The sequence below is a fragment of the Actinoplanes subglobosus genome, assembly GCF_042650585.1.
In the GTDB taxonomy this organism is placed as follows: domain Bacteria; phylum Actinomycetota; class Actinomycetes; order Mycobacteriales; family Micromonosporaceae; genus Actinoplanes; species Actinoplanes subglobosus.
This window is the reverse complement of sequence record NZ_JBHSBL010000012.1, coordinates 244,492-269,301: the sequence shown is the minus strand read 5'-3', so window position 1 is coordinate 269,301 and position 24,810 is coordinate 244,492. Positions and strand designations below refer to the sequence as shown.

The 24,810-nt window shown below is 70.5% G+C and carries 23 protein-coding genes; 14 read left to right on the top strand and 9 right to left on the bottom strand.

Translation table 11 applies throughout. The annotated features are described in order from the left end of the window. Positions 1 to 17: 17 nt before the first annotated feature. From ACFO0C_RS12335 to ACFO0C_RS12325, 3 genes are all read right to left on the bottom strand, one after another. Positions 18 to 1,082, bottom strand: coding sequence for a 3-deoxy-7-phosphoheptulonate synthase (locus ACFO0C_RS12335; RefSeq protein ID WP_378066702.1), 1,065 nt, complete (start codon positions 1,080 to 1,082; stop codon positions 18 to 20). Between the two features lie 201 nt (positions 1,083 to 1,283). After that, positions 1,284 to 2,783 (bottom strand): HAMP domain-containing sensor histidine kinase, encoded by a 1,500-nt coding sequence (locus ACFO0C_RS12330; protein WP_378066701.1) that lies wholly within the window; start codon positions 2,781 to 2,783, stop codon positions 1,284 to 1,286. Positions 2,784 to 2,875: 92 nt separating this feature from the next. After that, entirely contained in the window at positions 2,876 to 3,613 is a 738-nt protein-coding gene (locus ACFO0C_RS12325) for a response regulator transcription factor (RefSeq protein WP_378066700.1), read from the bottom strand. 271 nt (positions 3,614 to 3,884) lie between these two features. Between ACFO0C_RS12325 and ACFO0C_RS12320 the strand changes: the two genes are divergently transcribed. Both ACFO0C_RS12320 and ACFO0C_RS12315 read left to right on the top strand, forming a co-directional pair. Next, positions 3,885 to 4,256 (top strand): tetratricopeptide repeat protein, encoded by a 372-nt coding sequence (locus ACFO0C_RS12320; RefSeq protein ID WP_378066699.1) that lies wholly within the window; start codon positions 3,885 to 3,887, stop codon positions 4,254 to 4,256. 10 nt (positions 4,257 to 4,266) lie between these two features. Next, complete coding sequence (locus ACFO0C_RS12315) at positions 4,267 to 4,551, top strand: Smr/MutS family protein (RefSeq protein WP_317788834.1); 285 nt, start codon at positions 4,267 to 4,269, stop codon at positions 4,549 to 4,551. Here ACFO0C_RS12315 and ACFO0C_RS12310 read toward each other — a convergent pair. Together ACFO0C_RS12310 and ACFO0C_RS12305 are read right to left on the bottom strand one after the other, a co-directional pair. Next, on the bottom strand, positions 4,523 to 5,074 hold the full coding sequence (locus tag ACFO0C_RS12310) for a dihydrofolate reductase family protein (protein WP_378066698.1): 552 nt from the start codon (positions 5,072 to 5,074) through the stop codon (positions 4,523 to 4,525). The genes ACFO0C_RS12315 and ACFO0C_RS12310 overlap by 29 nt on opposite strands. 44 nt (positions 5,075 to 5,118) lie before the next feature. Continuing rightward, positions 5,119 to 7,431 (bottom strand): M28 family peptidase, encoded by a 2,313-nt coding sequence (locus ACFO0C_RS12305; RefSeq protein ID WP_378066697.1) that lies wholly within the window; start codon positions 7,429 to 7,431, stop codon positions 5,119 to 5,121. Between the two features lie 75 nt (positions 7,432 to 7,506). On the opposite strand from ACFO0C_RS12305, the gene ACFO0C_RS12300 reads away from it, so the two are divergent. From ACFO0C_RS12300 to ACFO0C_RS12255, 10 genes are all read left to right on the top strand, one after another. Continuing rightward, positions 7,507 to 7,848, top strand: coding sequence for a hypothetical protein (locus ACFO0C_RS12300; RefSeq protein ID WP_378066696.1), 342 nt, complete (start codon positions 7,507 to 7,509; stop codon positions 7,846 to 7,848). 73 nt (positions 7,849 to 7,921) lie between these two features. After that, a complete protein-coding gene (locus tag ACFO0C_RS12295; RefSeq protein ID WP_378066695.1) occupies positions 7,922 to 9,121 on the top strand; it encodes a PP2C family protein-serine/threonine phosphatase in 1,200 nt (399 codons plus the stop codon). Beyond that, positions 9,118 to 10,722, top strand: coding sequence for a sensor histidine kinase (locus ACFO0C_RS12290; RefSeq protein WP_378066694.1), 1,605 nt, complete (start codon positions 9,118 to 9,120; stop codon positions 10,720 to 10,722). Before ACFO0C_RS12295 ends, ACFO0C_RS12290 begins: the two co-directional genes overlap by 4 nt. Next, complete coding sequence (locus tag ACFO0C_RS12285) at positions 10,719 to 11,171, top strand: response regulator (protein ID WP_378066693.1); 453 nt, start codon at positions 10,719 to 10,721, stop codon at positions 11,169 to 11,171. Before ACFO0C_RS12290 ends, ACFO0C_RS12285 begins: the two co-directional genes overlap by 4 nt. After that, the gene (locus tag ACFO0C_RS12280; RefSeq protein WP_378066692.1) at positions 11,164 to 11,976 is read left to right on the top strand and encodes an inositol monophosphatase family protein; all 813 of its coding nucleotides are present in this window, start codon (positions 11,164 to 11,166) and stop codon (positions 11,974 to 11,976) included. Before ACFO0C_RS12285 ends, ACFO0C_RS12280 begins: the two co-directional genes overlap by 8 nt. A gap of 60 nt (positions 11,977 to 12,036) precedes the next feature. Next, positions 12,037 to 12,810 carry an SDR family NAD(P)-dependent oxidoreductase gene (locus ACFO0C_RS12275; RefSeq protein ID WP_378066691.1) on the top strand — a complete coding sequence of 258 codons (774 nt, stop codon included), beginning with the start codon at positions 12,037 to 12,039 and terminating at the stop codon, positions 12,808 to 12,810. Between the two features lie 63 nt (positions 12,811 to 12,873). Continuing rightward, positions 12,874 to 13,881, top strand: coding sequence for a coiled-coil domain-containing protein (locus tag ACFO0C_RS12270; RefSeq protein ID WP_378066690.1), 1,008 nt, complete (start codon positions 12,874 to 12,876; stop codon positions 13,879 to 13,881). A 42-nt stretch (positions 13,882 to 13,923) separates the two neighbouring features. Continuing rightward, on the top strand, positions 13,924 to 15,417 hold the full coding sequence (locus tag ACFO0C_RS12265) for a fused MFS/spermidine synthase (protein ID WP_378066689.1): 1,494 nt from the start codon (positions 13,924 to 13,926) through the stop codon (positions 15,415 to 15,417). Between the two features lie 75 nt (positions 15,418 to 15,492). After that, positions 15,493 to 17,295: a serine/threonine-protein kinase gene (locus ACFO0C_RS12260; RefSeq protein WP_378066688.1), complete on the top strand. Its 1,803-nt coding sequence runs from the start codon at positions 15,493 to 15,495 to the stop codon at positions 17,293 to 17,295. A gap of 24 nt (positions 17,296 to 17,319) precedes the next feature. Beyond that, complete coding sequence (locus ACFO0C_RS12255; RefSeq protein ID WP_378066687.1) at positions 17,320 to 18,045, top strand: SDR family NAD(P)-dependent oxidoreductase; 726 nt, start codon at positions 17,320 to 17,322, stop codon at positions 18,043 to 18,045. A 111-nt stretch (positions 18,046 to 18,156) separates the two neighbouring features. On the opposite strand, the gene ACFO0C_RS12250 is transcribed toward ACFO0C_RS12255, so the two are convergent. Then, positions 18,157 to 18,555 carry a hypothetical protein gene (locus tag ACFO0C_RS12250; protein ID WP_378066686.1) on the bottom strand — a complete coding sequence of 133 codons (399 nt, stop codon included), beginning with the start codon at positions 18,553 to 18,555 and terminating at the stop codon, positions 18,157 to 18,159. A 555-nt stretch (positions 18,556 to 19,110) separates the two neighbouring features. On the opposite strand from ACFO0C_RS12250, the gene ACFO0C_RS12245 reads away from it, so the two are divergent. Continuing rightward, positions 19,111 to 21,282 (top strand): RecQ family ATP-dependent DNA helicase, encoded by a 2,172-nt coding sequence (locus tag ACFO0C_RS12245; protein WP_378066685.1) that lies wholly within the window; start codon positions 19,111 to 19,113, stop codon positions 21,280 to 21,282. Positions 21,283 to 21,390: 108 nt separating this feature from the next. On the opposite strand, the gene ACFO0C_RS12240 is transcribed toward ACFO0C_RS12245, so the two are convergent. The 3 genes from ACFO0C_RS12240 to ACFO0C_RS12230 all read right to left on the bottom strand — a co-directional run bounded on the left by ACFO0C_RS12240 (position 21,391) and on the right by ACFO0C_RS12230 (position 23,755). Further along, positions 21,391 to 21,852 carry a GNAT family N-acetyltransferase gene (locus tag ACFO0C_RS12240; RefSeq protein WP_378066684.1) on the bottom strand — a complete coding sequence of 154 codons (462 nt, stop codon included), beginning with the start codon at positions 21,850 to 21,852 and terminating at the stop codon, positions 21,391 to 21,393. Between the two features lie 242 nt (positions 21,853 to 22,094). After that, entirely contained in the window at positions 22,095 to 23,180 is a 1,086-nt protein-coding gene (locus ACFO0C_RS12235) for a nucleotidyl transferase AbiEii/AbiGii toxin family protein (RefSeq protein WP_378066683.1), read from the bottom strand. Further along, on the bottom strand, positions 23,177 to 23,755 hold the full coding sequence (locus ACFO0C_RS12230) for a hypothetical protein (protein ID WP_378066682.1): 579 nt from the start codon (positions 23,753 to 23,755) through the stop codon (positions 23,177 to 23,179). The genes ACFO0C_RS12235 and ACFO0C_RS12230 overlap by 4 nt, the downstream gene beginning before the upstream one ends. A gap of 86 nt (positions 23,756 to 23,841) precedes the next feature. Between ACFO0C_RS12230 and ACFO0C_RS12225 the strand changes: the two genes are divergently transcribed. Continuing rightward, positions 23,842 to 24,810: a hypothetical protein gene (locus tag ACFO0C_RS12225; protein WP_378066681.1), complete on the top strand. Its 969-nt coding sequence runs from the start codon at positions 23,842 to 23,844 to the stop codon at positions 24,808 to 24,810.

Sequence of the window (24,810 nt, the reverse complement as noted above, 5' to 3'; positions counted from 1 at the left end):
AGTGATCGAGGTCCGGGTCAGAGGGCGCGGCGCTTCGCGGCGGCCGCGGCCAGGCGCTCCAGAACACTCACCGTCGAGTCCCAGCCCATGCAGGCGTCGGTGACCGACTGGCCGTAGGTCAGCTCGCCGCCCAGGTCCTGCCGGCCGGGCTCCAGGAAGCTCTCCAGCATGACGCCGCTGATCGCGCGGTTGCCGGCCTCCATCTGCTGGGCGATGTCCTCGGCCACGATCGGCTGCCGCTTGTGGTCCTTGTTGCTGTTGCCGTGCGAGCAGTCGATCACCAGACGCTCGGGCAGGCCCGCCTTGCGCAGCAGCGCGAGCGACGACTCGACGTCCTCGGCGCTGTAGTTCGGCTTGCCGCCGCCGCCGCGCAGCACCAGGTGACAGTCCGGGTTGCCGGTGGTGTGCAGGATCGCCGGGGTGCCCGAGTAGTCGATGCCGGGGAAGACGTGCGTCGCCTCGGCCGCCTGGATCGCGTCGACAGCGGTCGAGACACTGCCGTCGGGGCGGTTCTTCATGCCGATCGGCATCGACAGGCCGGACGACAGCTGGCGGTGCACCTGCGACTCGACGGTCCGGGCGCCGATCGCACCCCAGGCCACGGTGTCGGCGATGTACTGCGGGGTGATCGGGTCGAGGAACTCCACCGCCACCGGCAGGCCCCGGGCCACGACCTCGAGCAGCAGCTTGCGGGCGATCCGCAGACCGGTGCCGACGTCACCCGAACCGTCCAGCGCCGGGTCCATGATCAGACCCTTCCAGCCGACCGTGGAACGCGGCTTCTCGAAGTACACCCGCATCACGATGAGCAGGTCCTCGCTGAGCCGTTCGGCCTCGAGTTTCAGGCGGTCGGCGTATTCGCCTGCGGCCTTCGGATCGTGCACCGAACACGGGCCGACGACCACGATCAGGCGCTGATCTCGGCCATTGAGCACGTCCTCGACCTGCTTACGGCCGGCCAGCACGGTGTCGTGCAACTCGGTGGTCAGCGGCAGCTCGTGGTGCAGGAGCGCCGGGCTCATCAGCGGGACGACCTTCTCGATCCGCTGGTCACGGACGCGCTGCACCTCAGGGGCGGTCATGGTGGTCTCTCTCCTTAGACCGGCCCTGGGGTCAGAGCCGGTTTGCTCGGGGCAAACAAAAAGGCAGCGACATCGTCGCTGCCTCAGCCGGCTCTGGCGGGTGTCTCAGGTCATGCGGTCATGGCCGAGGCACCGGCTTGAGCCGGCCTCGTAAACCAATAGAACGACCACGTGCGAGACATGCCCGCCAGCATAGCCACTTCAGCCGACCGAATGCAGCATCTGGGTCCGCTGTTCAGCTGTTGGGACGACAGGCGGCGGCCCGAGCGGGAGCATCACGGTGAAAACGGTCTGACCGGGACGACTCTGCACGCCCACCTTGCCCCGGTGCGACGTGACCACGGCATGCACGATCGACAGGCCCAGACCGGTGCTGCCGGCCGCCCTCGATCGGGAGCTGTCACCACGTGCGAACCGCTCGAAGATGCGTGGCACCACGTCCGGCTGGATGCCCGGGCCGTTGTCGATGACCTGGACCACGGCGGCGTTCGGCACCGCACCGACCTTCACCGTGACGGTCGAGCCCTCCGGCGTGTGGGTGCGCGCGTTGGCCAGCAGGTTCGCCACCACCTGATGCAGGCGGGCGCCGTCGCCGATCACGGTGACCGGCTCGTCCGGCAGATCCAGCTGCCAGTAGTGGGCCGGGCCGGCGGCGTGCGCGTCACTCGTCGCGTCGACGGCCAGCATGGTCAGGTCGACCGGGTCCTGGGCGAGCGGGCGGCCGGCATCCAGGCGGGCCAGCAGCAGCAGGTCCTCGACCAGGGCGGTCATCCGTTTGGCCTCGGACTCGACCCGGTTCAGCACGTGCGAGATCTCGTCCGGGACGACCTGGCGGCTGCGGCGGCTGAGCTCCGCGTACCCCCGGATGGCGGCCAGCGGTGTGCGCAGCTCGTGGCTGGCGTCCGCGACGAACTGGCGGACCTGCATCTCGGAGGCGTGCCGCGCCTCCAGGGCGTTGCCGACGTGGTCGAGCATCCGGTTCAGGGCGGCGCCGACCTGGCCGACCTCGGTGCGCGGGTCGGTGTCGGTCTCGGGCACCCGCTGCGCGAGGCGCACCTCACCGCGGTCCAGCCGCAATTCCGACACGCGCGTCGCGGTCGCCGCGACACGATCGAGAGGCTTGAGGGTACGGCGGACGATGAGCGCCCCACCCCAGCCCGCGATCAGCAGCGACCCGGCGATGACGCACCCGGTGAACGCGGCGACGGTGAGCAGCGTGCCGTTGACCTGCTCCAGTGAGATCCCGATGTAGTAGACGCTGCCGTCCGACTTGACGACCCTGGTCATCCGGTACTGCGGCAGGCTGCCGCCGAGGTCCACGTCGACCTTCTCGCCGCTGTCGGGCACGTCCGTCAGGACGGCGGACTGAGCCTCGGCGTCGAGCGGGATGACCTGGTCAGGGGTCTCGGTGTAGGAAAGGTCGATCTTGCCGCCGTCGAGCGTGTTCCCGGAGAGCAACTCCAGGACGATCGCTTCGTTCGGTATGCCGCCGAAGTTGTTGTTGCCGTCGTCGTTGGGCGAGGGGGTTTGGTCCTTCGTCGAGTTCGGCTTGTTGAACTTGCCACCCGGAGGCGGCCGGAAGCCGATCCGCTTGGTGAGGTCGTCGAGCTCGGAGTCGATCTGCTTGTGCAGCGAGGTGTAGAGGTACAACTCGGCAGTGCCGCCGACGACCAGGCCCAGCACCGTGAGCAGGCTGATCATGATGGCGACGATCCGGGTGCGCAACGGCCAGCTCGCGGGATCGCGCCAGCGGGCGGGGCGTTGGGCTCGGGTCGGGGCGGCGGGGCGCATGGTCAGTCGGCCGGCTTCAGGACGTAGCCCGCGCCGCGCATCGTGTGGATCATCGGGGCGCGACCGGCGTCGATCTTCTTCCGCAGGTAGGAGATGTAGAGCTCGACCACGTTCGCCTGCCCTCCGAAGTCGTAGTTCCAGACCCGGTCGAGGATCTGCGGCTTGCTCAGCACCCGACGCGGGTTACGCATGAGGTAGCGCAGCAGTTCGAACTCGGTCGCGGTCAGCGTGATCAGGTCGCCGCCGCGGCGCACCTCGTGCGAGTCCTCATCCAGTGTGAGGTCACCGACGACCAGTTGCGACTCCGTGCGCATCGGGGCGTGCCCCATCCGCCGCATCAGGCCGCGCAGCCGGGCCACCACTTCTTCGAGGCTGAACGGCTTGGTCACGTAGTCGTCGCCGCCGGCGGTGAGACCGGTGATCCGGTCCTCCACCGAGTCCTTGGCGGTGAGGAAGAGCACCGGCACCTCGGGGGACTCGCCCCGCAGCCGGCGCAGCACCTCGAGGCCGTCGATGTCGGGGAGCATCATGTCGAGGACGACGGCGTCGGGGCGGAAGTCACGGGCGGTCCGGACGGCGGTCATGCCGTCGCCGGCACTCTTCACATCCCAGCCCTCGTAGCGCAGGGCCATCGAGAGCAGCTCGGCCAGGGTCGGTTCGTCATCGACCACGAGCACCCGCACCGGGGTCCCGTCGGGCCGGCGGAGCTCGGTGCTGGGTTCAGTGTTCGCCATCGTCATGCCCCTACTGTGGTGCCTGACGCTCAGCGCCGGCTTTCCGTTTCCTGTGTGCCAGCTGTGTCTCTGACAGCCGCCTCACGCGAGCCGCACAGTCCGTACACATATGGGTCCGTCATGGTTTTCGGCACGACGAATCGAATGTATGAGGATCCGGGCGCCGCCGCTCCCCGGCCAGGGTTGTTGACAACCTCGTATCGGGGGAACACTCGATGTTGGGGCGATGTTGTGCGAGCGTTGGTCAAAGCGCGGCGCGAGCGTGAGGAGTTGCACGATGGATCTTCTCGAGGACTACCGCAGGGCCACTTTCTTCTTCGAGTCCGGCGACCCGCTCGGTGCCGCCAGACTGCTGGAGCCGATAGTCGAGGCGGAGCCGCACAACACCGCGGTCCGGCAGCTGCTGGCCCGGGCCTACTTCAACTCGGCCCAGCTGAACGGGGCGGAGGCCCAGCTCAGAGTGCTGGTCGAGCATGATCCTTCGGATCACTACGCGCACCACGTGCTCGGCCGGACCCTGGAGAGGGCCGGCCGTTTCCGTGAGGCCTTACCGCACCTGCGACTGGCCGCCGCGATGAAGACGCAGACCGATTACCAGGAGGCGGTGCGCCGGGTCGAGACATGGCTCGGCAAGTCCACGGCGGCGTAGGGTCTCGATCGTGAAGCTGAAGCTGGACCTGCACGACATCTTCAACAAGGGTCACGAGATCGACCGCGCCCTGCGGGGGATCATCGACGAGGCCATCCAGAAGAAGGCGGCCATGGTCGAGATCATCCCCGGCAAGGGCAGCGGTGCCCTGAAGAAGAAGGTCATCCGCTTCCTCGACCAGAAAGAGATCAAGCAGCTCTATCACCGGGTCGAGAAGGACGGCGACAACTGGGGGCGGCTGTTCGTGCACTTCCGCCACGACGCCCCTACCGGTCGTCGCGGCCGCGGACGCTGAACCACAGGGCGTTGGCCAGGGGCGACTCATCGCTGGTGAGTCGCTCCAGGGTCACCTCGCCGCCACCGGGCAGGTCGTAGAGCCGGGTGCCGTCGCCGAGCAGCACCGGGGCGATGAAGACCAGGATCTCGTCGAGCAGCCCGGCGCCCAGCGCCTGCCGGGCCACGTCGGCGCCGAGCACGTTGACGTAACGGTCACCCGCCGCCTCCCGCGCGGCGGCGACACCCTCGTGCAGATCCGCGACGAACGTGATGTCCGGCGACGACTGGGCCGGCGGGTGGTGGGTCAGCACGAACACCGGGCCGTGCCACTCGCCCGACATCGCGCCCTCCTTGTCGGTGCCACGGTTCGGGTCGTCGCCGCCGAACGTGCGGTTGCCGACGAGCATCGCGCCGATCCGCGGGACGAGCGCCTCGGCCATCGGGTTCGGGCCGAGGAACGGGGTCAGCCACGACATGTCGCCACCCGGTCCGGCGATGAAGCCGTCGAGTGACATGGTCACCGAGTACAGGGTTTTCGCCATGACTCCGCCTTTTACCCGAATCGGCCGCGCGTAGCCCGTACCCCTCAAAGGGTGTAGGTCTTGGCGACCGCGACCAGCTCGCTGCTGTGCGAACCGAGCACGCCGACCCCCGCGGGCCTGGGCTGAAAGCCCGGAATCGACGGCAGATCGTCGCTGCCGTCCATGGCCCGGAAGGTGACCGGGCCGGACGCCCGGACCGTGAGGGCGATCTCGACGCCGGTCTCGGCCGGCGCATGGAAGACGAAACCCCAACCCGAAGGACCACCCGCGAGGGTACGGCCACCGATGCTCGCCGAGACCACCTCGGCCGACACGTGCAACGTGGTGAAACGCACCGCGCGCTGCGGGTCGAGCAGCAGTTTCATGGTCCGCTGATCGCCCGACCTCTCCTCGGAGAGGAGGGTCAGCGCCGGCGCGGGCAGCGTCGCGGCCGGCGCCGGACCGGAGCGCAGTTCCTCCGCGCCGAAGGCCGGAAGGGTGTCGGTGACCGTCGCCGGCTCACCCGTCACGTACTGCGCGGTCCACGCCTGCGGTGTGGTCTCCTCGCTCAGCCAGCGGGCCGTGCCGTTGTCGGCGTCCAGCGCGTACATGAGATGGGTGAGCGACGGGTGCTCCTCGTCGAACCGGTCGACGACCAGGCCGGTCGCGGTGCACACGATCGCCGCCATCGCCGCGGCGAGCGCCGGCAGAGCGCCGAGTCGGCGGGCCTTCAGCGCCTCCATGCCGCGGGCACCGTCCGGCGCCGGATGGATCAGGTCGAGCACCGGCAGCAGCGCCAGGCCGAGCAGTACGGTGAGGAACGCGCCGACCCCGGCCATCGGCATGCCGAGCGCCGGAAAGAGCATCACCACGGTCGGCAGCAGGATGACGACCGGAACCAGCGCGCCGGCGATCAGCACCGGGACGGCACCCTTCGCGCCCAGCCGGGTCGCGATCAGGGCGGACACCGCGACCGACAGGGCCGGCAGCGCGGCCAGGTAGGAGCCGCCCGGCGCCAGTGCGGCCAGGACGACACCGAGGACGGCGAGCCAGGTCAGGCCGCCGACGGCCAGGGTCGCCGGGCCGATCCGGCGGCGCAGCAGGGCATACCAGACCAGGGCGACCAGCGCGGAAAGGGCGATAACCGCCAGGCGATACCACATCGGACGGTACGGGTCGATCGGCATCCCGCCGTACTCCGGGCGGACCAGCACCAGCAGCGCCCACAGCCCCTGGGCCAGCACCGGCGCCACGATGATCGGCAGCAGGGCCAGCCCGAGCGCGGCGAACAGGCGGCGGCGCACCACCCAGCCCAGCGCCAGCACCGCCACCAGGGCCAGCACCGCCAGCGGCCACACCAGCTCGCCGGGATAGCGCACCAGCAGGCCCGGCACCGGGAAGTAGGTGGCGTCGCCGCCACTCGTCAGGTCGGTCAGGTCCAGGGCGCCGAACTCGCGGGCCAGGGCCAGCGCGTTGTCGCCGTGGTGCTGCAGGCTGTCCCGATCCATCGCCTCCGGCTTGTCGGTCGGCGCGTGATAGACCGCCGCGCCGTCGATGTAGGCGGTGTTCAGGCCCTGGAACTTCGGCGACTCCCGGAACGGGGTGAAGTCGGTGTCGTTCGGCAGCAGCCGGTAGATCTCCACGGCGAACGACGTGCCGACCGGGTACGGCGTCCGCGCATACGCCTCCACCAGGCGCCGGTTGCCCGCCGACGTCTCGAACATGATCGCCGGACCGCTGCTGCCCCGCGCCTCCAGGTTCAGCGCGATGCCGCCGTCCCGGGCCAGCGGATGCTGCTCCACGAACGCCTTGGCGCCGCAGAGACACGCCTCCTCGGCGTCGGTCAGCACCAGCACCACGTCGTTGCGCGGCCGCTCACCGGACGTCAGCGCCCGTGCCGTCTCCAGGATCGTCGACGTGCCCGCGCCGTCGTCGTTCGCGCCGGGTGCGATCTGTGCCGAGTCGTAGTGCGCGATCAGGAACACCCGGCCGGTCGACGCCGTGCCGGGGATCACCGTGACCACGTTGCGAACCCGGGCCAGGCCGGTACCGCCCGCTGACGAGGAGAGGCCGGCGCCTTGCTCGGAGATCGTGTCCTGCACCTCCGGCGACAGGCCCAGGGCGGACAGCGCCGCGATCAGGTGCTCGCGTACCCGGTCGTTGGCGGGACTTCCGGCGGGGTGCGGGGTGGAGGCGATCGTCCGTACCGTCTGAAAAGCACGCTCCGCGCTGAAGTCGCCCGCCGGGTCCGTCGTCGCCCGCGCCGCGGGGGGTTGAACAGACCGGAGCGCGGCGAGCCCGGCCAGGACGAGAACGGCCAGGACCGCCGCCGCGGCGAGACCACGGCGAGCCGGCCGGGTGAGAGCGGAGTCACGCATGGGGACATCTAACAGTCCGGGTACGCCCGGCGGGTACCCCGGAGATCCATTGGCGCGTGCAATAGCGTGGTCCGGGTGAGTACCCCGCTCGACCCAGCCGCCGTCATCGCCGCGTTCATCGACCGGGTGTCGCCGTACAACCCGCACCCGGACGCGGCGCCCGTGGCCGTCGTCGGCCTGCGCACCGGTTTCGGTGAGGATGTATTCACTCTCAGCGATCACGTGATCCGTGCGATGTGCCGGGCCCTGGAGTCCTATCGAGACCCGCTGGACCGTGGTGACTGCAGCAACTGCGGCGGCCGCCACCTCGACGAGAACCTGCACTGCCGGGACTGCGGACAGCTGCACGGCATCCTCGGTCAGGTGATGGCCGAGCATGCGCGACGAGTCGCCGCCTCCGGCGAAGACTCCGCTTGATGTCCGAAGTTGTGCAGCGCGGCAGAGTGGTACACGATTTGCGGGTCACCTATGCGTCGAGTGGGGAATCGGAATGACGGAGCGGTCGCTCGCGCCCCGCACATACGCGACCGAGCAGCTGGAACGGTTGCGGATCCTGCTCGTCGAGGACGACGAGGGTGACGCCTTCCTCGTTCGTGAGCTGCTCACCGAGGCCGGTGCGCCGTTCGATCTGACCATCGCCAGCAGCCTGCGTGAGGCCCGCGGCCTGCTCGTCGGCGTCGAGTGCGTGCTCCTCGACCTGGGCCTGCCGGACGCCGAGGGCATCGACGGGCTGCGCAAACTCCTCGCCGTCGCCGAGGGCGCCGCGGTCTGTGTGCTGACCGGCCGCTCCGACGAGCACCTCGGCGTCCAGGCGGTCGCCGAGGGAGCCCAGGACTACCTGGTCAAGGGTCAGGTCGACGGCGTCCTGCTGATCCGGTCGCTGCGCTATGCGGTCGAGCGCAAGCGCGCCGACGAGAACGCGCGCCGGCTCCGCGAGGCCGAGCTGCGCGAGGCCGAATCGGCCCGCCTCGAACGCGGCCTGCTGCCGAAACCACTCAAACGCGACGACTTCGGGCTCGCGGTCGAGCCGTTCTACCGCTCCGGGCGGGCCATGGGCCTGCTCGGCGGCGACTTCTACGACGTGATCCAGGTCGGCGACGACCGGCTGCACGTCATCGTCGGCGACGTCTGCGGGCACGGCGTCGACGAGGCCGCCCTCGGCGTCGAGCTGCGGGTCGCCTGGCGGGCGCTGGTGCTGGCCGGGGTGCCGGAGGAGCAGGTGCTGCCCTCGCTGGAGCAGGTGCTGATGTCCGAGCGTCGGGCCCGCGAGGTGTTCGCGACCGTCGCGTCGGCGGTCATCGACCTGCCGGGGAACAAGGCGACCGTCCGGGTCGCCGGCCACCCGCCACCCGTCGTCCTGTCCGGTGGCCGGGCCGCCCCGGTCGACGTGCGTAGGGGGATCGTCCTCGGGGTACGTCCAGCACCCACCCCCGCGACCGAGCTGGAGTTCGAGGGACATGACTGGTCGATGCTGATGTACACCGACGGACTGATCGAGGGCCGGACCGGCGCGGGCAACGAGCGCCTCGACGTCGGCGGCCTGTGCAAACTGCTCGGCGAGCCGGACGCCCATCACCTGCCGTTGCCGGTGCTGCCGCAATGGCTGGTGTCCCGCGCCGACGAGGACAACGGCGGCCCGCTCACCGACGACGTGGCGATGCTGCTGATCTCCCGGGGCGGCGGCCGGTGAGCCTGCTCAGCATTCGAGGATGGACACTCCGCGGGCGGATCTTCGCGCTCTGCCTCGCCGCCGGCGTGCTGCTCGGCGGCCTCGGCGTGGCCGCCGCCATCGCCGCCGCCACGGCGAACCACGCCGTCGACGTCGTTCTCGACCGGGCCGGCCCGCTGCGGGTCGCCGGGCAGAACCTGGGTACGACGCTTGTCGACCAGGAGACCGGCATCCGTGGTTACGCGATCACCGGGCTGCCGAAGAACCTGGAGCCGTACGACAACGGCGTCGCCGCCGAACAGGAGCGGGTCGCCGAGATCCGAAGGCTGCTGGAGCCCGGGGACCGGGAGATCAGGGCCTCCCTGGAACAGGTGGAGCGGCTCGCCGCCAAATGGCGCGCCGAGGTGGCCGTACCACTCATCGAGACGGTTCGGACCCAGGGCGCCGAGGCCGCTCAGCAGCGCATCGAGGCGACCGACACCAGAGACTTCGATCAGCTCCGCGGCGCGGTCGACAAGCTGCAGGCGGACATTCTGACGATGCGGGAACGGACCGCGGCGGCGGCCCGCAGCTCCAGCAGCAACCTGGTCGCCGTCGAGATCGCCGCCGCCATTGTCATCCTGGTCACCGGAGTGCTGCTGCTCGTCCTGCTGGACCGGCTGGTCAGCCGCCCGATCCTCGACCTCGCCGGTCAGGTGCGCAAGGTCGCGGCCGGCGACTACGAGCGGCACATCGAGAGCGACTACGGCTCACCCGACCTCGTCGCGCTCGCCGAGGACGTGGACCGGATGCGCCAGCAGATCGCCAGCGAGTTGAGTGAGGTCCGTCTCGCCCGCCAGCAGGTCGAGTGGATCAACCAGCAGCTCCAGTCACAGGCCGAGGAACTCACCCGGTCCAATCGCGATCTGGAGCAGTTCGCCTACGTCGCCTCGCACGACCTGCAGGAGCCGCTGCGCAAGGTGGCCAGCTTCTGCCAGCTGCTGCAACGCCGCTACTCCGGTCAGCTCGACGACCGCGCCGACCAGTACATCGCCTTCGCCGTCGACGGCGCCCAGCGCATGCAACGCCTGATCAACGACCTGCTCGCCTTCTCCCGGATCGGCCGGCTCACCAGCGGATTCACCGAGGTCGACCTGAACCGGGTGCTCGACGACGTGAAATCGCAGCTCGAGGGACGGGCCGGCGAGGACGCCGAGATCACCTGGTCCGGACTGCCCATCGTGGAGGGTGAGGAGCCGCTGCTCACCACGCTCTTCGTGAACCTGGTCGGTAACTCCCTCAAGTTCCGTACCCCCGACGTGCCGCCGGTCATCACGATCAGCGCCTCCCTGGACGACAAGGAATGGCGGATCAACGTCCGCGACAACGGCATCGGGATCGAGGCCGAGTTCGCCGACAAGGTCTTCGTGATCTTCCAGCGGCTGCACGCGCGCGACGCTTACGAGGGGACCGGCATCGGATTGGCGATCGTCAAGAAGATCGTCGAATACCATGGCGGACGGATCTGGCTGGACGTCGACGTCTCTCCGGGAGCATCGATCTGGTTCACGCTTCCGGTCATGCCGGGTTCGGCGCCGGTTCCGGCGTTGCAAGAGGTCTCTTCTCAGGAGGGCACGGCATGAGCGTGGAGCGTGAGAACGGCACACCGATCGAGGTGTTGCTCGTCGAGGACGACCCCGGCGACGTGCTGATGACCCAGGAGGCGTTCGAGGAGCACAAGGTCCGCAACCGGCTCAACGTCGTCTCCGACGGGGCCGAGGCGCTCGCCTACCTCCGGCGCGAGGGGCAGTATGCGAACGCGGTCCGCCCCGACCTCATCCTCCTCGACCTGAACCTGCCCCGCCGCGACGGCCGCGAGGTGCTCGCCGAGATCAAGAAAGACGACGACCTGGGCCGCATCCCGGTCGTCGTGCTCACCACCTCCTCGGCCGACGAGGACATCCTGCGCAGTTACCAGCTGCACGCGAACGCGTACGTCACCAAGCCGGTCGACTTCGAGCGGTTCATCGCGGTGATCCGGCAGATCGACGAGTTCTTCGTCAGTGTCGTGAAGTTGCCGCCGCGTGCTTGATCAGGTCGCTGACCTCGTCCGTGAGGTCGCGCACACCGTCGTGCTGCCACGCTTTCAGCGACTGTCCGCCGACGAGGTGCAGCAGAAGTCGCCCGGTGACCTGGTCACCATCGCCGACCAGGAGTCCGAGCGGGCGCTGACCCGCGGGCTGACCGCCCTGTTGCCCGGCTCGGTCGTCGTCGGCGAGGAGGCCGTCTCCGCCGACCCGTCCGTCCGCGACCGGCTCGGCGGCAGCGGCTCGGTCTGGGTCGTCGACCCGGTCGACGGCACCAACAACTTCGCCGCCGGGCGGACCCCGTTCTGTGTGATGGTCGCCCTGGTCCGCGACGGCGAGACCGCCGCTGCCTGGATCCTCGACGTGATCGCCGACCACCTGACCGTCGCCGAACTGGGCGCCGGCGTCTACCGCGACGGCCAGCGGATCAAGGCGCGTACCGACGATCCCGGCGCGGCCGCCCTGAACGGCGTGATCGCCGGCAAGTACTTCCCCGACGAGCTGCGGACCGAGATCCTCACCAACGCCGCGGGGCTGGGCGGTTACACCGGCGGGCGGCACTGCGCGGGCTACGAGTACCCCGCGGTCGCCATCGACGAGCAGCAGTTCGCGATGTTCTGGCGGATCCTGCCTTGGGACCACGTGCCCGGCGCGCTGATCGTCCGCGAGGCCGGCGGGGTGGTCCGCCACCTGGACGGCACCGAGCACCGGCCGACCGGCCACCAGCGCGGTCTGCTCGTCGCGGCGAACGAGGACATCTGGCACACCGTGCACAGGACACTCTTCCCATCCGGGCTCTCGATCGGGTGAGAGTGCGGTCACATCGGGATGGGACCGCGCGGGGGCCGTTCGTGGATCTAGGGTGCGGGCATGGCGTCGTACCTCGATGAGCTCTTCGGACTGAACGGCCGGCTCGCGGTCGTCACCGGAGGCAGCTCAGGCATCGGCCGCGCGATGGCCCTCGCCCTCGGCCGGTCCGGCGCGCGGATCGTGGTGGTGGCCCGGCGTGCCGCGCCGATGACCGAGGTGGTCACCGAGCTGCGCGGCCACGGCGTGGAGGCGGACGCGATCTCCGCCGACCTCGCCGACCGGGAGGCCGTCAAGGTCGCCATCACCAAGATCACCGAGGGGTACGGTGACCCCGACATCCTGGTCAACTCGGCAGCCGTCAACCTGCGCCCACCACTGGCCGAGCTCTCCGACGAGGTGTGGGACCTGACCGTTTCCGCCAATCTGACCGCTCCGTTCCTGCTCGGTCAGGCGTTCGCCCCGGCGATGGCGCGACGTGGCTGGGGCCGGATCATCAACGTGGTCTCCCAGCAGGCGTTCCGTGCCTACGGCAACAGTGGTGCCTACGGTGCGGCCAAAGCCGGGCTGGTCGGGCTGACCCGCTCGCAGGCCGAGGCGTGGTCCTCCGGCGGCGTCTGCTGCAACGCGATCGCCCCGGGGGTGGTGCACACGCCACTCACCGAGGCCGTTTTCGCCGATCCCACGAAGGTGTCGGCGCACGCCGGCCGTACGATGATCGGTCGCAACGGCATCCCCGACGATTTCGCCGGTTGTGTCGTTTTTCTGGCGAGCAATGCGGCTCAGGCGGTCACGGGGCAGACACTCTTCGTCGACGGTGGATACTCGGCGACCTGATCGATCTCCCTCAAGCCTGGTCCGACACGGTAAAGTACCGGCGCTCACGACTTGGAGGTATCTGTGGCGGCCAGTCTCCCGCGCCGGTGCACCGCCCTGCTCGCGCTCTTCGCCGCAGCCGTGGCACTGGTGCTCGTCGCACCCGCGTCGCCGGCCTCCGCCGACCCCGAGGGCGGCACCAAGAAGCTGCGCGCCGCGCTCGAGACCGCCGCGAAGGGATACGACGCGGCGAAGACCAAGCTGGCCAACTCGAAGAACCGGCAGAAGCAGCTCACCGAGGCGCTCAAACGGTCGGAGACGAACGCGACGGCCCTGACCTCGCAGGTCAACGCCGTCGCTACCCGCGTCTACCAGATGGGCCGGGTCAACACGGTCAGTCTGCTCCTCGGCAGCGGCTCGCCGAACAACTTCATGGAGCGGCTGCAGAGTCTCGACGCGCTGGCCCAGATGGACAGCGGCACCCTCGCCGGGTACCGCAACGAGATCGACACCGCGAAGAAGGCCAAGACCGCGCTGGACGCCGAGGTCATCGAGCAGCAGCGCCAGGTCAACGTGATGGCGAAGAGGAAGCGGGAGGCCGAGGTGGCCCTCGCCGAGGTCGGTGGCGGCTCGGCTGGAGGCTTCGTCGACCCCAACTCGGCAGCGGCCAAGCCCGCGCCCCGCAACTCCGACGGCTCGTGGCCGAAGGAGTCGTGCACCGTCAAGGACCCCACCTCCAGCGGCTGCATCACGCCACGCACCCTGCACGCCTACCAGGAGGCGCAGGCCGCCGGCTTCAAGCGGTACACGGTGTGTTTCAGTGAGCGCTCCTCCGGCGAGCACCCGAAGGGCCGCGCCTGCGACCACTCGGCGGCGGCCGGCGGCTTCGAGAACTCCGCGGCCACCGGGGGCGACAAGACGTATGGCGACCGGCTCGCCGCCTTCTACGTCAAGAACGCGGACGAGCTCGGCGTGATGTATGTGATCTGGTACCGCCAGATCTGGATGCCGAGCACCGGCTGGCGCGCCTACAGCGCCAGCGGGGGACCGGCCGCGGTGCACACGAACCACGTGCACCTCTCCATGCTCTAGGTGCTCCGCAGCCCCGAATCTCCACGCCGGTAACATCCCGGCGTGGAGACCAAGCCGCGCGCCCTGCCCTCGGCCCTGGCCACCGCTCTGGCCTTCGGGGCCAGCGGGGCCGTCCTCGTCCTCGAGATCGTCGCGTTGCGCCTGGTCGGGCCCTATGTCGGCGTCACCCTTCAGGTCAGCAGCTCGGTCATCGGCGTGGCACTGGCCGCCATCGCCTACGGCGCGTGGATCGGCGGGCGACTCGCCGACCGCTTCGACCCGCGTACGCTGCTCGCACCCGCCCTGATCCTCGGCGCCATCGGTTCGGCGGTCACCCTGCCGCTGGTCCGCTGGGGTGGCGAGCTGCTGCGTGGCGGTGCCGCTCCGGCCGTGCTCCTGCTCGCCGCCTGCGCCATCTTCCTGCCCGCCCTGGTGCTTTCGACGATCCCGCCGATGGTCGTCAAACTCCAGCTCGCCGACCTGAGCCAGGCCGGCACCGTGGTCGGCCGGCTGTCCAGCATCGGCACCCTCGGCGCGATCACCGCGACCCTGGTCACCGGTTTCGTCTTCGTCGCGGCGATGCCCAGCAGCGTGATCGTCATGAGTCTGGCCGTGGTGCTGGCCGCCTCCGGCTTCGCGCTGGGCTGGTGGCTGCGCCGTGACCTGCCCGGCACACCCCGGATCCGTGCCTCGCTGGCCGCGGTCGGGCTCGTCGGTGCCGGGCTCGGAGCGGCCGCACCGACCCCCTGTGACGTGGAGACCGCCTACCACTGCGCCAGCGTCGTCGAGGATCCGGCCCGCGAGGGGGGCCGCACCCTGCTCCTCAACTCGGCGCGGCACTCGTACGTCGACCTCGACGACCCGACCTATCTGGAGTTCGAGTACGTCAAGTGGATCGGAGCGGTCACCGACGTGCTCGCTCCGGCCGGTACCCGGATCGACGCCCTGCACCTCGGCGGTGGCGGATTCACCGTCCCCAACTACGTGCGCGCCACCCGCCCCGGCAGTGACCAGCTCGTCCTCGAACTCGATGGCGGCCTGGTCGACCTCGACGAGCGGGACCTCGGTCTGAGGCCCGGCCCCGACCTGCGTGTCCAGGTCGGCGATGCCCGGGTCGGCCTGGCCGCGCGCCCGGACGCCGCCTACGACCTCGTGGTGGGCGACGCCTTCGGTCACCTGGTGGTCCCGTGGCACCTGGCCACCAGGGAGATGGCCGACGAGGTGGCCCGTGTGCTGCGCCCGGGCGGCGTCTACGCCCAGAATGTGATCGACTATCCGCCGAACCGCTTCATCCGCGCCGAGGTGGCCACCGTCGCGGCGGCCTTCCCGAACGTCGCTTTGATCGCCCCGCCCGCGTCGATCGCCGGCGATCGCGGCTCCAACTTCGTCATCCTGGCCTCGCACAGCCCGTTGCCGGTGAACGCGATGTGGCCCCGGCTGGCCGCCATCGAGGAGCCGGTGACCGTGCTCACCGGCCCGGAGCTGGACGCCTTCGTCGACGGCGCCCGGGTGCTCACCGACGACTACGCCCCGGTGGACCAGCTCCTGGCCGGCTGACCCGATCGCCGCGGTTTCCGGCTGGTTTTCGGCGTGCGGCACCGGACCCTCGGTCAATCGGGCGAGAATCGGCGCATGGTGCGTACGGAGCGAAACGGTCAGACTGGTTCGCTTCGTCTCGCCGGCCGGTACCGCCTGATCGAGAAACTCGGCACCGGCGGCATGTCGGTGGTCTGGCGCGGATACGACGAGATCCTCGGCCGTGACATCGCCGTCAAGGTGCTCTCGCCACGACTGGCCGACGACCGTGCCTTCCGTGACCGGCTGCGGCAGGAGGCGCTGGCCGCCGCCCGGCTCTGCCATCCGCACATCACCGGCATCCACGACTTCGGCGAGGCGCCGATCTCCGAACACCTGACCGTCCCCTACGTGGTGATGGAACTCAACGACGGCGAGTCGGTCGGTGCCCGGATCGGCCGGCAGGGCTCCCTCGACTGGCGGGAAGCCGTCATGATCAGCGCCGAGGTCGCGTCGGCGCTCGCCACCGCACACGCCCGCGGTCTCGTGCACCGCGACGTCACCCCGGCCAACGTGATGCTGACCGGAGCCGGTGCCAAGATCGTCGACTTCGGGATCTCCGCCGTCATCGGCCAGCGCGACGCCGCCGCCGACGGCAGCCTGCTCGGCACCCCCGCCTACCTCGCCCCGGAACGCCTCGGAGGTGCCGCGGTCCTGCCGGCCACCGACGTCTACGCCCTCGGGCTCCTGCTCTACCGTGCGCTCACCGGGCGGATGCCGTGGCCTGCCGGCAACACCGCCGAAGCACTGCGCGCCCACCTTTACGCCGACCCCGACCCGATCCCGGAACTCGCCGGAATGCCGGCCGGTGTCGCCGAGCTGTGCCTGCGGTGCCTCGCCAAGAACCCGGCCGACCGTCCCGCCGCCGCCGAGGTCGCCCGGGCCCTGGCCGCAACCGTGGGGGTGCGGGCCGTCATCCCGCCGCTGCGACCGGGCGAGCGGCACGAGACACCGGCGGCCAGGGCGGTCGCGGCGGTCCCGGTGCCACGAGCCGGATCGGGGGTACGCCGTATGCTCCGCGCCTGCCTCGGCCGGCGCGCGGGTGCCGTCACGACCGTACGTCTGCGGGCCGGACTCCTCCTCGGATCCGCGCTCCGCCTCGGCCGGGTGCGGCCACTCGGAGGCGGACTGTTCATCGGCAGGCGTCACCTGCACCACACCCGTAGCCTCCACACCCGCAGCCTGCACGGCCGTCGTCGCCGGATGCCCGCGATCGCCGTCCTCGCCACACTGAGCCTGCTCGCCGCCAGCGCGGTCAGCTGGTCCACCCGGCGCGGAACCGAGGACAGCGGTCCCGCTCACCCCACCGCCGCGGGTGCCGGCGCACCGGCCGCCGCGGGGCCGGACCGGGTCCGCTGCAAGGTCCGTTACCAGGTGCGCCGCGACTCCGGCTCCTACTTCGAGGCACGGCTCAGCGTGGTCACGTCGGAGACCGCGGACTGGCGGGTGGAGTTCGCCTATCCCGGTACGCAACGGCTCGCCGCCACCCCCAAGGCGGTCGCGCAGCACGGCCGCCGGGTGGTGGTGAACGGTCAGGGACGCTCGCGCGCGGTCATCCTCCAGGGCGGTTATCGCGACCACAACCCGTTGCCCCTCTCCTTCGCGCTGAACGGGCTGCCGTGCCGCGCCGAAGTCCTGGGTGGCACCACCGGCGAATCCTCCAGGGGCTCGCTCGACGGCGGAAGCGCCTCGTCCGGTGGGGACGCGGTCAAGGCAGCCCCGATCGACGACACCCCGGCCGGTGACCGGCGACGTTCACCCGGCCGCCGGAGCGGGACGTCCCGTCGCAACACGCCCCCGCCCGAGCGCGTCCCCGAACCCGTCGTCAAAGGCTCGGGCGGCTTCTCCCTGGCCCTGTGACCCGTCGTCGATAGGGTCGAGGACATGACAAGACTCGCAGTGGTGACCGGAGGCGGCACCGGGATCGGCAGGGCCACGGCCGGCATGCTCGCCGGTGAGGGCTTCGACGTGATCATCGTCGGCCGTCGTGCCGAGGTGCTCGCCGACGCGGTGAAGTGGATCGGGCCGCAGGCCGTTGCCGTCACCGCCGATGCCTCCGACCCGGCCCAGGTGCCCGCGGTGGTCGAGGCCGTCGCCGGGCGTCCGCTCGACGTGCTGGTCAACAACGCGGGGGCGTACATCGGGGGCGACGACACCACCCTGGAGGGGGTGGCCGCCCGCTGGCGGGCGAACCTCGACTCGAACGTGCTCTCCGCCGTCCTCATGACGACCGCGCTCCTTCCGCTTCTGCGCCGCCCGGGCGGCAAGATCATCCTGACCAGCTCCATCGCCGCCCAGCGTGGCGGCGGTGGTCCCTACTCGGCGGCCAAGGCGGCCCTGCACGGGTACGGGCTGGACCTGGCCACCTCGCTCGGCGCCGACGGCATCACGGCGAACGTGGTCGCACCCGGCTACGTCACCGACAGCGAGTTCTTCGACGGCCGGATGACCCCGGAGGGTCACCGGACCCGTGTCGAGGCCAGCGTGCTCAAGCGGGCCGGCACGCCCGACGACATCGCCGAGACGGTGCGCTGGCTCGTCGGCCCGGGCGGCGGCTTCGTCACCGGTCAGATCATCAACGTCAACGGCGGCTCCGTGCTGGGCCGCTGACCCGTCCGGACGGTCTCCTCCGGCCCGTCCGGAGGTTTCCGGTCGTCCTGGCGTTCCCGCTCCGTACCCCGTTGCCTTTACCGGGCTGCCGCCTCATTACGGGTTGCCGCCTCATTCCGCGCCGCCACTGAATCGGCCCTCTCCCGGCCGGTTGGTGCGGAAACGTAGCCCCGACCATCGTTCGTCGATGGCGATCTGCCCGCACGGGCGCATGTCGAAATCGGCCACGATCGGCCACAGTGAGTCCCGGTTGATATCGGCCTTGTTGCCCTTCGGATAGGCGATCCAGAACACACCCGGCTTGTCCAGGTCGGCGCGGTGCTGCTCCAACTGGTCCCGCACACCGGCGGCGTCCTCGACGAACAGCACCGCGGTGCTCGCAGTGGCCAGGGCCCCGCTCTCCCGGACGCCCTCGGGCATCGGGGTGAGCAGCGGGAGCCGGGCCGGCTCGTTCAGCCACACGGTGGAGTTCGGCTTGATCATCAGCTTCTCGGCGATCGTCTTGGTCATGTCCTGAGGCTTCCATTCGTACAGGGATCGTTGTCCGGCTTCGGTGAAGGCTTCCCACGTCGGGGCCGCCCAAGTAGTGGGCCGCCCATGTCGCGGCACTGCCCGTGTCGTGGGGCCGCTCATGTCGGGGGCCGCTCATGTCGCGGGGCTGTCCGGAGTGCCACCCCGGTGTCCGGGTTGCCGCCCGTCCGGGGTGGCACCCGCCCGGCTGCCACCCGTCCGGATGGCGACCGTAACCGGACCGGGGTGCCACCGATCCGGGGGCGCGGGCCGGTCACTGACCGGCCCGCCCTGGTGGTGGTCGAGGCCCGGCCTCCGCGGGCCGGACCCCGCTGCGTGCCGGAACAACGCGGACAGGTCGCCTGCCCGCGATCCGCTGCCCGGTCCGCCGAGCCGTCCCCCTGCGTGAAGCCTGCATGCCGACCCTCCTGAACGCCGATCCCGCTGGACGGAGCGAGCATTGCCGGTTCGCGAGGGCAGCGCTGGGCAGACTGTGGACAACTCCCGAGTGTGGATAACTCCGGGCCGGTCCTTGCGGGCTGATAGACATGCCGGGTGACTGATACGACGCGGACGGCAGCCGAGCGGGCGGTGGTGCGGGAGCGGGCCGAGGAGGTGCTCCGGCGCCTCGCCGGGGAGCACGCCGTCCTTCGGGAGGACCAGTGGCGGGCGATCGAGGCCCTCACCGTGGATCGGCGGCGCGTGCTCTGCGTGCAGCGCACCGGATGGGGCAAGTCGGCGGTCTATTTCGTGGCCACGGCGCTGCTCCGGTCCGGGGTGGCGGCCTTGCCAGGCGACCTTCCGGCTGGTCCGACAGTCATCGTGTCGCCACTGCTCGCCCTCATGCGCAACCAGGTCGAGTCCGCCGCCCGGGCCGGCATCACCGCGCGCACGATCAACTCGGCCAACCTCGACGAGTGGTCACTGATCGAGCAGGAGATCCGGGCCGGCGAGGTCGACGTGCTGCTGATCAGTCCCGAGCGGCTGAACAACCCCGACTTCCGTGACAACGTGCTGCCCGGTCTGGCCGGAAGCACCGGTCTGCTGGTGGTCGACGAAGCGCACTGCGTCTCCGACTGGGGGCATGACTTCCGGCCGGACTACCGGCGGTTGCGGACGTTCCTGGCGGGGCTTCCAGGGCGTACGCCGGTGCTGGCCACCACCGCCACCGCCAACGCCCGGGTGACCGCCGACGTCGCCGACCAGCTCGGTGACGCGCTGGTCCTGCGCGGTCCGCTCGAGCGTGACTCGCTGCGCCTGGCCGCGCTGCGCCTGGAGAACCCGGCACACCGCCTGGCCTGGCTCGCCGATCACCTGGAGCGGCTGCCGGGCTCCGGCATCGTCTACACGCTGACCGTCGCGGCGGCCACCGAGACCGCCGACTTCCTGCGGTCCCGTGGCTTCGAGGTGGCGTCCTACACCGGTCAGGTCGAGGACACCGAGCGTCGTGCCGCCGAGCAGGACCTGCTGACCAACAAGATCAAGGCGCTGGTCGCGACGTCCGCGCTGGGCATGGGTTTCGACAAACCCGACCTGGGGTTCGTGGTCCACCTCGGAGCACCCCCGTCGCCGATCGCCTACTACCAGCAGGTCGGCCGGGCCGGCCGCGCCGTCGAGCACGCCGAGGTGGTGCTGCTGCCGGGCCCGGAGGACACCGCGATCTGGCGCTACTTCGCCTCGCTGGCGTTCCCGCCGGAGGACCAGGTGCGGGCGGTGCTGTCCCAGCTCTCCCCGGACCAGCCGATGTCCACCCAGGCGCTGGAGCCGCTGGTCGATCTCCGGCGTACCAGGCTGGAGCTGATGCTCAAGGTTCTCGACGTGGACGGAGCGGTCCGCCGCACCCGGGGCGGCTGGCTCGCCACCGGTGAGCCGTGGATCTATGACGAGGCACGACTCAGGCGCGTCGCCGAGGCCCGCGAGACCGAGCAGAAGACCATGATCGAGTATGCCGTGACGACCACCTGCCGCATGGAGTTCCTCCGTCGGTGTCTCGACGATCCGGAAGCGGTCCCGTGCGGTCGCTGTGACAACTGTGCCGGCCCGCTGTTCGACGCCGAGGTGTCGTCGGCCTCGCTGGCGGCGGCCGACGCCTTCCTGGGCCGTCCCGGCACCGAGATCGCCCCGAAGAAGATGTGGCCCACCGGTCTGGCCGCGGTCGGCATCTCACTCAAAGGCCGGATCGCGCCCGGCGAACAGAGCGAACCGGGCCGTGCCGTCGGCCGCCTCTCCGATCTCGGGTGGGGGAGCCGGTTGCGTGCGGCCGTCGCCCCGGAGTCACCTGACGCCCCGATCCCCACCGACCTGGCCGGTGCGGTGATCGAGGTGCTCAAGGCCTGGGCCAGGGGAGACGACGCCTGGAAACAGCGCCCGGCCGCCGTCGTGGCGGTTTATTCACAGCGTCATCCACAACTTATCCACAGCCTCGCCGAGCACATCGCCACGGTGGGCCGCCTTCCGATGCTCGGCACGCTGGAGTCCGCGAACCCCCTCGGTCGTATCGGTGAGCCGGGTGCCTGTCGAGGCAACAGTGCCCAGCGTGTGCGAGCCCTGCACGATGCCTTCGAAGTTCCTGCCCGTATTAGCTCTGAGCTGCAAGAACTATCCGGTCCAGTGCTCTTGGTGGACGACTTGACCGACTCCGGCTGGACGCTGGCGCTGGCCGGTCGGGCACTCCGTAGAGCGGGAGCTCCAGGAGTCCTGCCGCTGACCCTCGCGATAGCGGGCTGACCGCCATAGCCGCTCGTTCCCGAGTCGCACCCCGTCGTCCCGCCTGTGGATAACTTCACCGGTACCCATCGAGGTGGGAAGGCCTTGCCGGCTTCTCCGACGGGGGAGTCAGGGGTTGCCGAGGATGGCGTTTCGGGTGGGGCGGCGGTCGATCTCCATGAAGCGATGTGCGCCGGCCAGTTCCTCGAAGCCGGCCCTGCGGTAGACCTCGTGCGCGTCCCGGGTGGCGAGAAGGAAACGGAGGATGCCCCGCTCGGATAGGTCCGCAACGATCGTGTCGATGATCCACTGGCCGAGGCCGTGACCCCGGTGCGGCTCGTCGACGAAGACGTCGCAGATCCAGGCGAACGTGGCGCCGTCGGTCACCGCCCGGGCGAAGGCGACCTGCTCGGTACCGTCGGCGGTGAAGACCGAATAGGGAAGTGAACCGTCGATGGATCGGGCCACCAGATCGTAGGACCGGCCGGCCGCCCAGTAGGACTCCTCGGTGAGCCACCGGTGCACCCGGCTGAAGTCGACGCGTTTCGGGTCTGCTGACAGGACATACCCGTCGCGTGTCAGTTCCTCCATCAGCTCCTCCTTCGTCACGTTTCCGCAAGGGGCCGGTCGCATGGTGTCACAGCGGCCGATCCACGCGGTCGGCGAGGCACGCGTGTCACAGAAGGCGGACAACCGGCGAAGCAGCCAGCCGGCCGCGAGGACAGGTGGGCTGCGAGAAACAGGTGGGTGGCGGCGAGGGCAGGTGGGTGGCCGCGAGGACGGGTGGGTGGCGCCGTGAAGGTAGGTGGGTGGCCGCGAGGACAGCGGGTGTCTCACAGCAGATGGGTGACGGCTGTGGCCAGGCGGGTCAGCCATGTGGTGGGGGAGCTGTCGGGTGGCGGAGTGCCCAGGACCCTCCAGGTGGGGATGGTCTCCGGGGCCAGCACCCGCGCGAACGGCAGATCGGGCTCGGCAGGGCAGGGCCCGGCAAGAGGGGCGGGGCCCACCACGGCCAGGACCTTCGGCGGCGGCGCGAACGACGGCACCCCGGTCGTGTACTCCGAGGACGGTGTGAGGTCCAGCATCGAGCGGAGCAGGGTGGACTCGGCGCCGAGGGCCAGCCGTCGCAGGCGTGGGCGCAGGTGCATGCCGTCCAGTTCGGCGAGCAGGACCGCGTCGTAGAGGTCCTTCATCGCGGAGACGCCGTTGGTCTTCTGGTCGGCGGCCAGCCAGTGCAGTTTCCACGCCAGGGACAGCTCGCGGCTCGCCGTCCACATCGCGACCGGCGGTAGACCCCCGGCCCGCGGGACGGCCGTGCAGATCGCGGGCTCGGGCAGCCGCTCGCCCCACGCCAGGTCGACCTGCACACTGCCGACCTCGAAATCCTCGGCCCGCCACGGGACGGTGAGCCGGATCCGGCCGGTCGCCCCACCCGGCTCGTAGTCGGCGTAGTCGAGATCTGTCGAGACCTCCACCGAGTTGTGATCGAACACGATCCCGTCGGCGGACCACGGACTGTCGGCGAGCAGCTTCGCGAAGTCGTCCTCGATCTCCTCCCACGGGCCGGTGTCGAGGTCCTCGGCGGCGACCCAGTGGAGGCCCTCGGGTGGCAGCCGCGGATGGTGGCCGCCGGTGCCGAACTCCTCGAACTCCCAGATCTCGTTGCGGATCGCCCGGTGTGCGGCCTCCGGCCACTGCTGGACGAACGAGGGGGCGTCGACATACGGATACGGGTCGAGGTCGTCGGGCACGACCGGCGGCTGCCACACCATGAAGTCGAGGTCGCCGGGTGGCCGGGCCACGTCACCCACCCAGGCCGGCATGGTCATGCTGCCGCGCAGCACCAGGATGTCCGCCCAGTGCGACCCGGCGATCAGCGTCAGCACATGATCGAGAGCGGACCGGTGGTGGGAACTCACCCGAACCACCCGGAGTCCAGGCCGGGGTTGTCGTCGACGAGCACCCACTCCTCCTCGACCTCGGCGACCTCCCACCCGGCGCCGGTCAGCGCGCCCACCAGCGCGGACAGTCGCGACGCGGCGACCGGCAGCCCGACCTCGTAGCAGCGCTGGGTGACGAACCGCTCCTGCACGCCGTCGGGGCGCACCCGCCGGGCGTTGCGGGACAGCCGGGCGTCGTGCTCGACGGCGACCTCCCGTACCCCCTCGAGGTCTGTCCCGGCGGGAACCAGGACCTTGACGTGATGCTCGAAGTAGAGCCCGGGCTGCGTGTCGGCCTCCGCCGCGGCGGCCTCGACCTTGAGCCGGGCGACCGGGAAGCCCTCGGCGTGCAGTGCGGCGGCCGTCCGCCGGGCGTCCGCCTCGGCGGAGGCCGGCGTGCCGTCGGAGAGCCAGCTCAGCATCGGCTGGCTGGCGTGGTCGCCGCGATCGAGCAGGATCCGGGTGTATTTGACGCCGTGTGAGCCCGCCCATGATCGAAGCCGATCGTCGAGCGCATCGGCGGCCACCGTCAGATGGATCTCATATCGCCTCACCGGCGCACGGTAACCGCGGGGTATGACATCCCGGTAGGCTTCACGAATAGTCGGACCGGGGTTGGAGGGATCCTGTTGTGGCCGGGATGCCTGACGAGCCCGAGGGCGAGCCCGAGTTCGGGCTTTCGGCGAAAGGCGCGGGTGAGGCGACACCCGGTTTCCGGTTCGCCGCCATTGGCGCGCTGCTGATCGTGGTGCTCTTCGCGGGTTACGGACTGGGCCGGCTCAACTCGGGCAGCGGCGTCCCCGCCGCGGCGACCCCCGCGGTGACGCCGTCGGCGAGTCCGTTCGACGAGAGCCAGCCGCATGTGCACGGCGACACCGGCCCGGTCATCGGGAGCGGCAACGGCGCGCCGGTCAGTGGCCTCTCGCTCAGCGGCAGCGGCCTCACCCTGACCCCGTTCTCCACGATCTTCGAGGCCGGGCCGGCACAGCGGCTGGAGTTCACGATCAACGGCCCGGGCGGTGCCCCGGTGACCACCTTCGCAGTGGTGCACGACAAGCCGTTGCACCTGATCGTCGCCCGCCGCGACCTCACCGGCTTCCAGCACCTGCATCCGGTGATGGCCCCCGACGGCACGTGGGGCGTCGACCTGGCCTTCGCCGAGCCCGGTGTGTACCGGATGTTCGCCGACTTCACCGCACAGGTCGGTGGTGCGCGGGTCGCCACGACCCTGGGCACGGACCTGACGGTCCCGGGGGAGTACATCCCGCTCACCGCGCCCGATCCGGTCCGGGTCGTGACCACCGACGATTTCCAGGTGGGGTACGAGGGAACGCCCGTCACCGAGTCGACTCAGCCGCTGCTGATGTCCGTCGCCGACGCCGCCGGCAAGCCGGTGACCCTGGAGCCGTATCTGGGCGCCTACGGCCACCTGGTCATGCTGCGGCAGGGTGATCTCGGCTACGTCCACGTGCACCCCGAGACGCAGCTGGTCGACGGCAGGATCAAGTTCTGGCTGGCCGCCCCGAGCCCGGGCACCTATCGGATGTTCCTCGACTTCCAGGTCGCCGGGAAGGTGTCCACGGCATCCTGGACCGTCGTCGTCAGCTGA

What these genes read in the sequence shown, in the direction of transcription:
- ACFO0C_RS12335 (WP_378066702.1), bottom strand. Translation starts at nt 1,082, where the DNA reads ATGACCGCCCCTGAGGTGCAGCGCGTCCGTGACCAGCGGATCGAGAAG.
- ACFO0C_RS12330 (WP_378066701.1), bottom strand. Translation starts at nt 2,783, where the DNA reads ATGATCAGCCTGCTCACGGTGCTGGGCCTGGTCGTCGGCGGCACTGCC.
- ACFO0C_RS12325 (WP_378066700.1), bottom strand. Translation starts at nt 3,613, where the DNA reads ATGACGATGGCGAACACTGAACCCAGCACCGAGCTCCGCCGGCCCGAC.
- ACFO0C_RS12320 (WP_378066699.1), top strand. Translation starts at nt 3,885, where the DNA reads ATGGATCTTCTCGAGGACTACCGCAGGGCCACTTTCTTCTTCGAGTCC.
- ACFO0C_RS12310 (WP_378066698.1), bottom strand. Translation starts at nt 5,074, where the DNA reads ATGGCGAAAACCCTGTACTCGGTGACCATGTCACTCGACGGCTTCATC.
- ACFO0C_RS12305 (WP_378066697.1), bottom strand. Translation starts at nt 7,431, where the DNA reads ATGCGTGACTCCGCTCTCACCCGGCCGGCTCGCCGTGGTCTCGCCGCG.
- ACFO0C_RS12295 (WP_378066695.1), top strand. Translation starts at nt 7,922, where the DNA reads ATGACGGAGCGGTCGCTCGCGCCCCGCACATACGCGACCGAGCAGCTG.
- ACFO0C_RS12285 (WP_378066693.1), top strand. Translation starts at nt 10,719, where the DNA reads ATGAGCGTGGAGCGTGAGAACGGCACACCGATCGAGGTGTTGCTCGTC.
- ACFO0C_RS12275 (WP_378066691.1), top strand. Translation starts at nt 12,037, where the DNA reads ATGGCGTCGTACCTCGATGAGCTCTTCGGACTGAACGGCCGGCTCGCG.
- ACFO0C_RS12260 (WP_378066688.1), top strand. Translation starts at nt 15,493, where the DNA reads ATGGTGCGTACGGAGCGAAACGGTCAGACTGGTTCGCTTCGTCTCGCC.
- ACFO0C_RS12255 (WP_378066687.1), top strand. Translation starts at nt 17,320, where the DNA reads ATGACAAGACTCGCAGTGGTGACCGGAGGCGGCACCGGGATCGGCAGG.
- ACFO0C_RS12250 (WP_378066686.1), bottom strand. Translation starts at nt 18,555, where the DNA reads ATGACCAAGACGATCGCCGAGAAGCTGATGATCAAGCCGAACTCCACC.
- ACFO0C_RS12240 (WP_378066684.1), bottom strand. Translation starts at nt 21,852, where the DNA reads ATGGAGGAACTGACACGCGACGGGTATGTCCTGTCAGCAGACCCGAAA.
- ACFO0C_RS12225 (WP_378066681.1), top strand. Translation starts at nt 23,842, where the DNA reads ATGCCTGACGAGCCCGAGGGCGAGCCCGAGTTCGGGCTTTCGGCGAAA.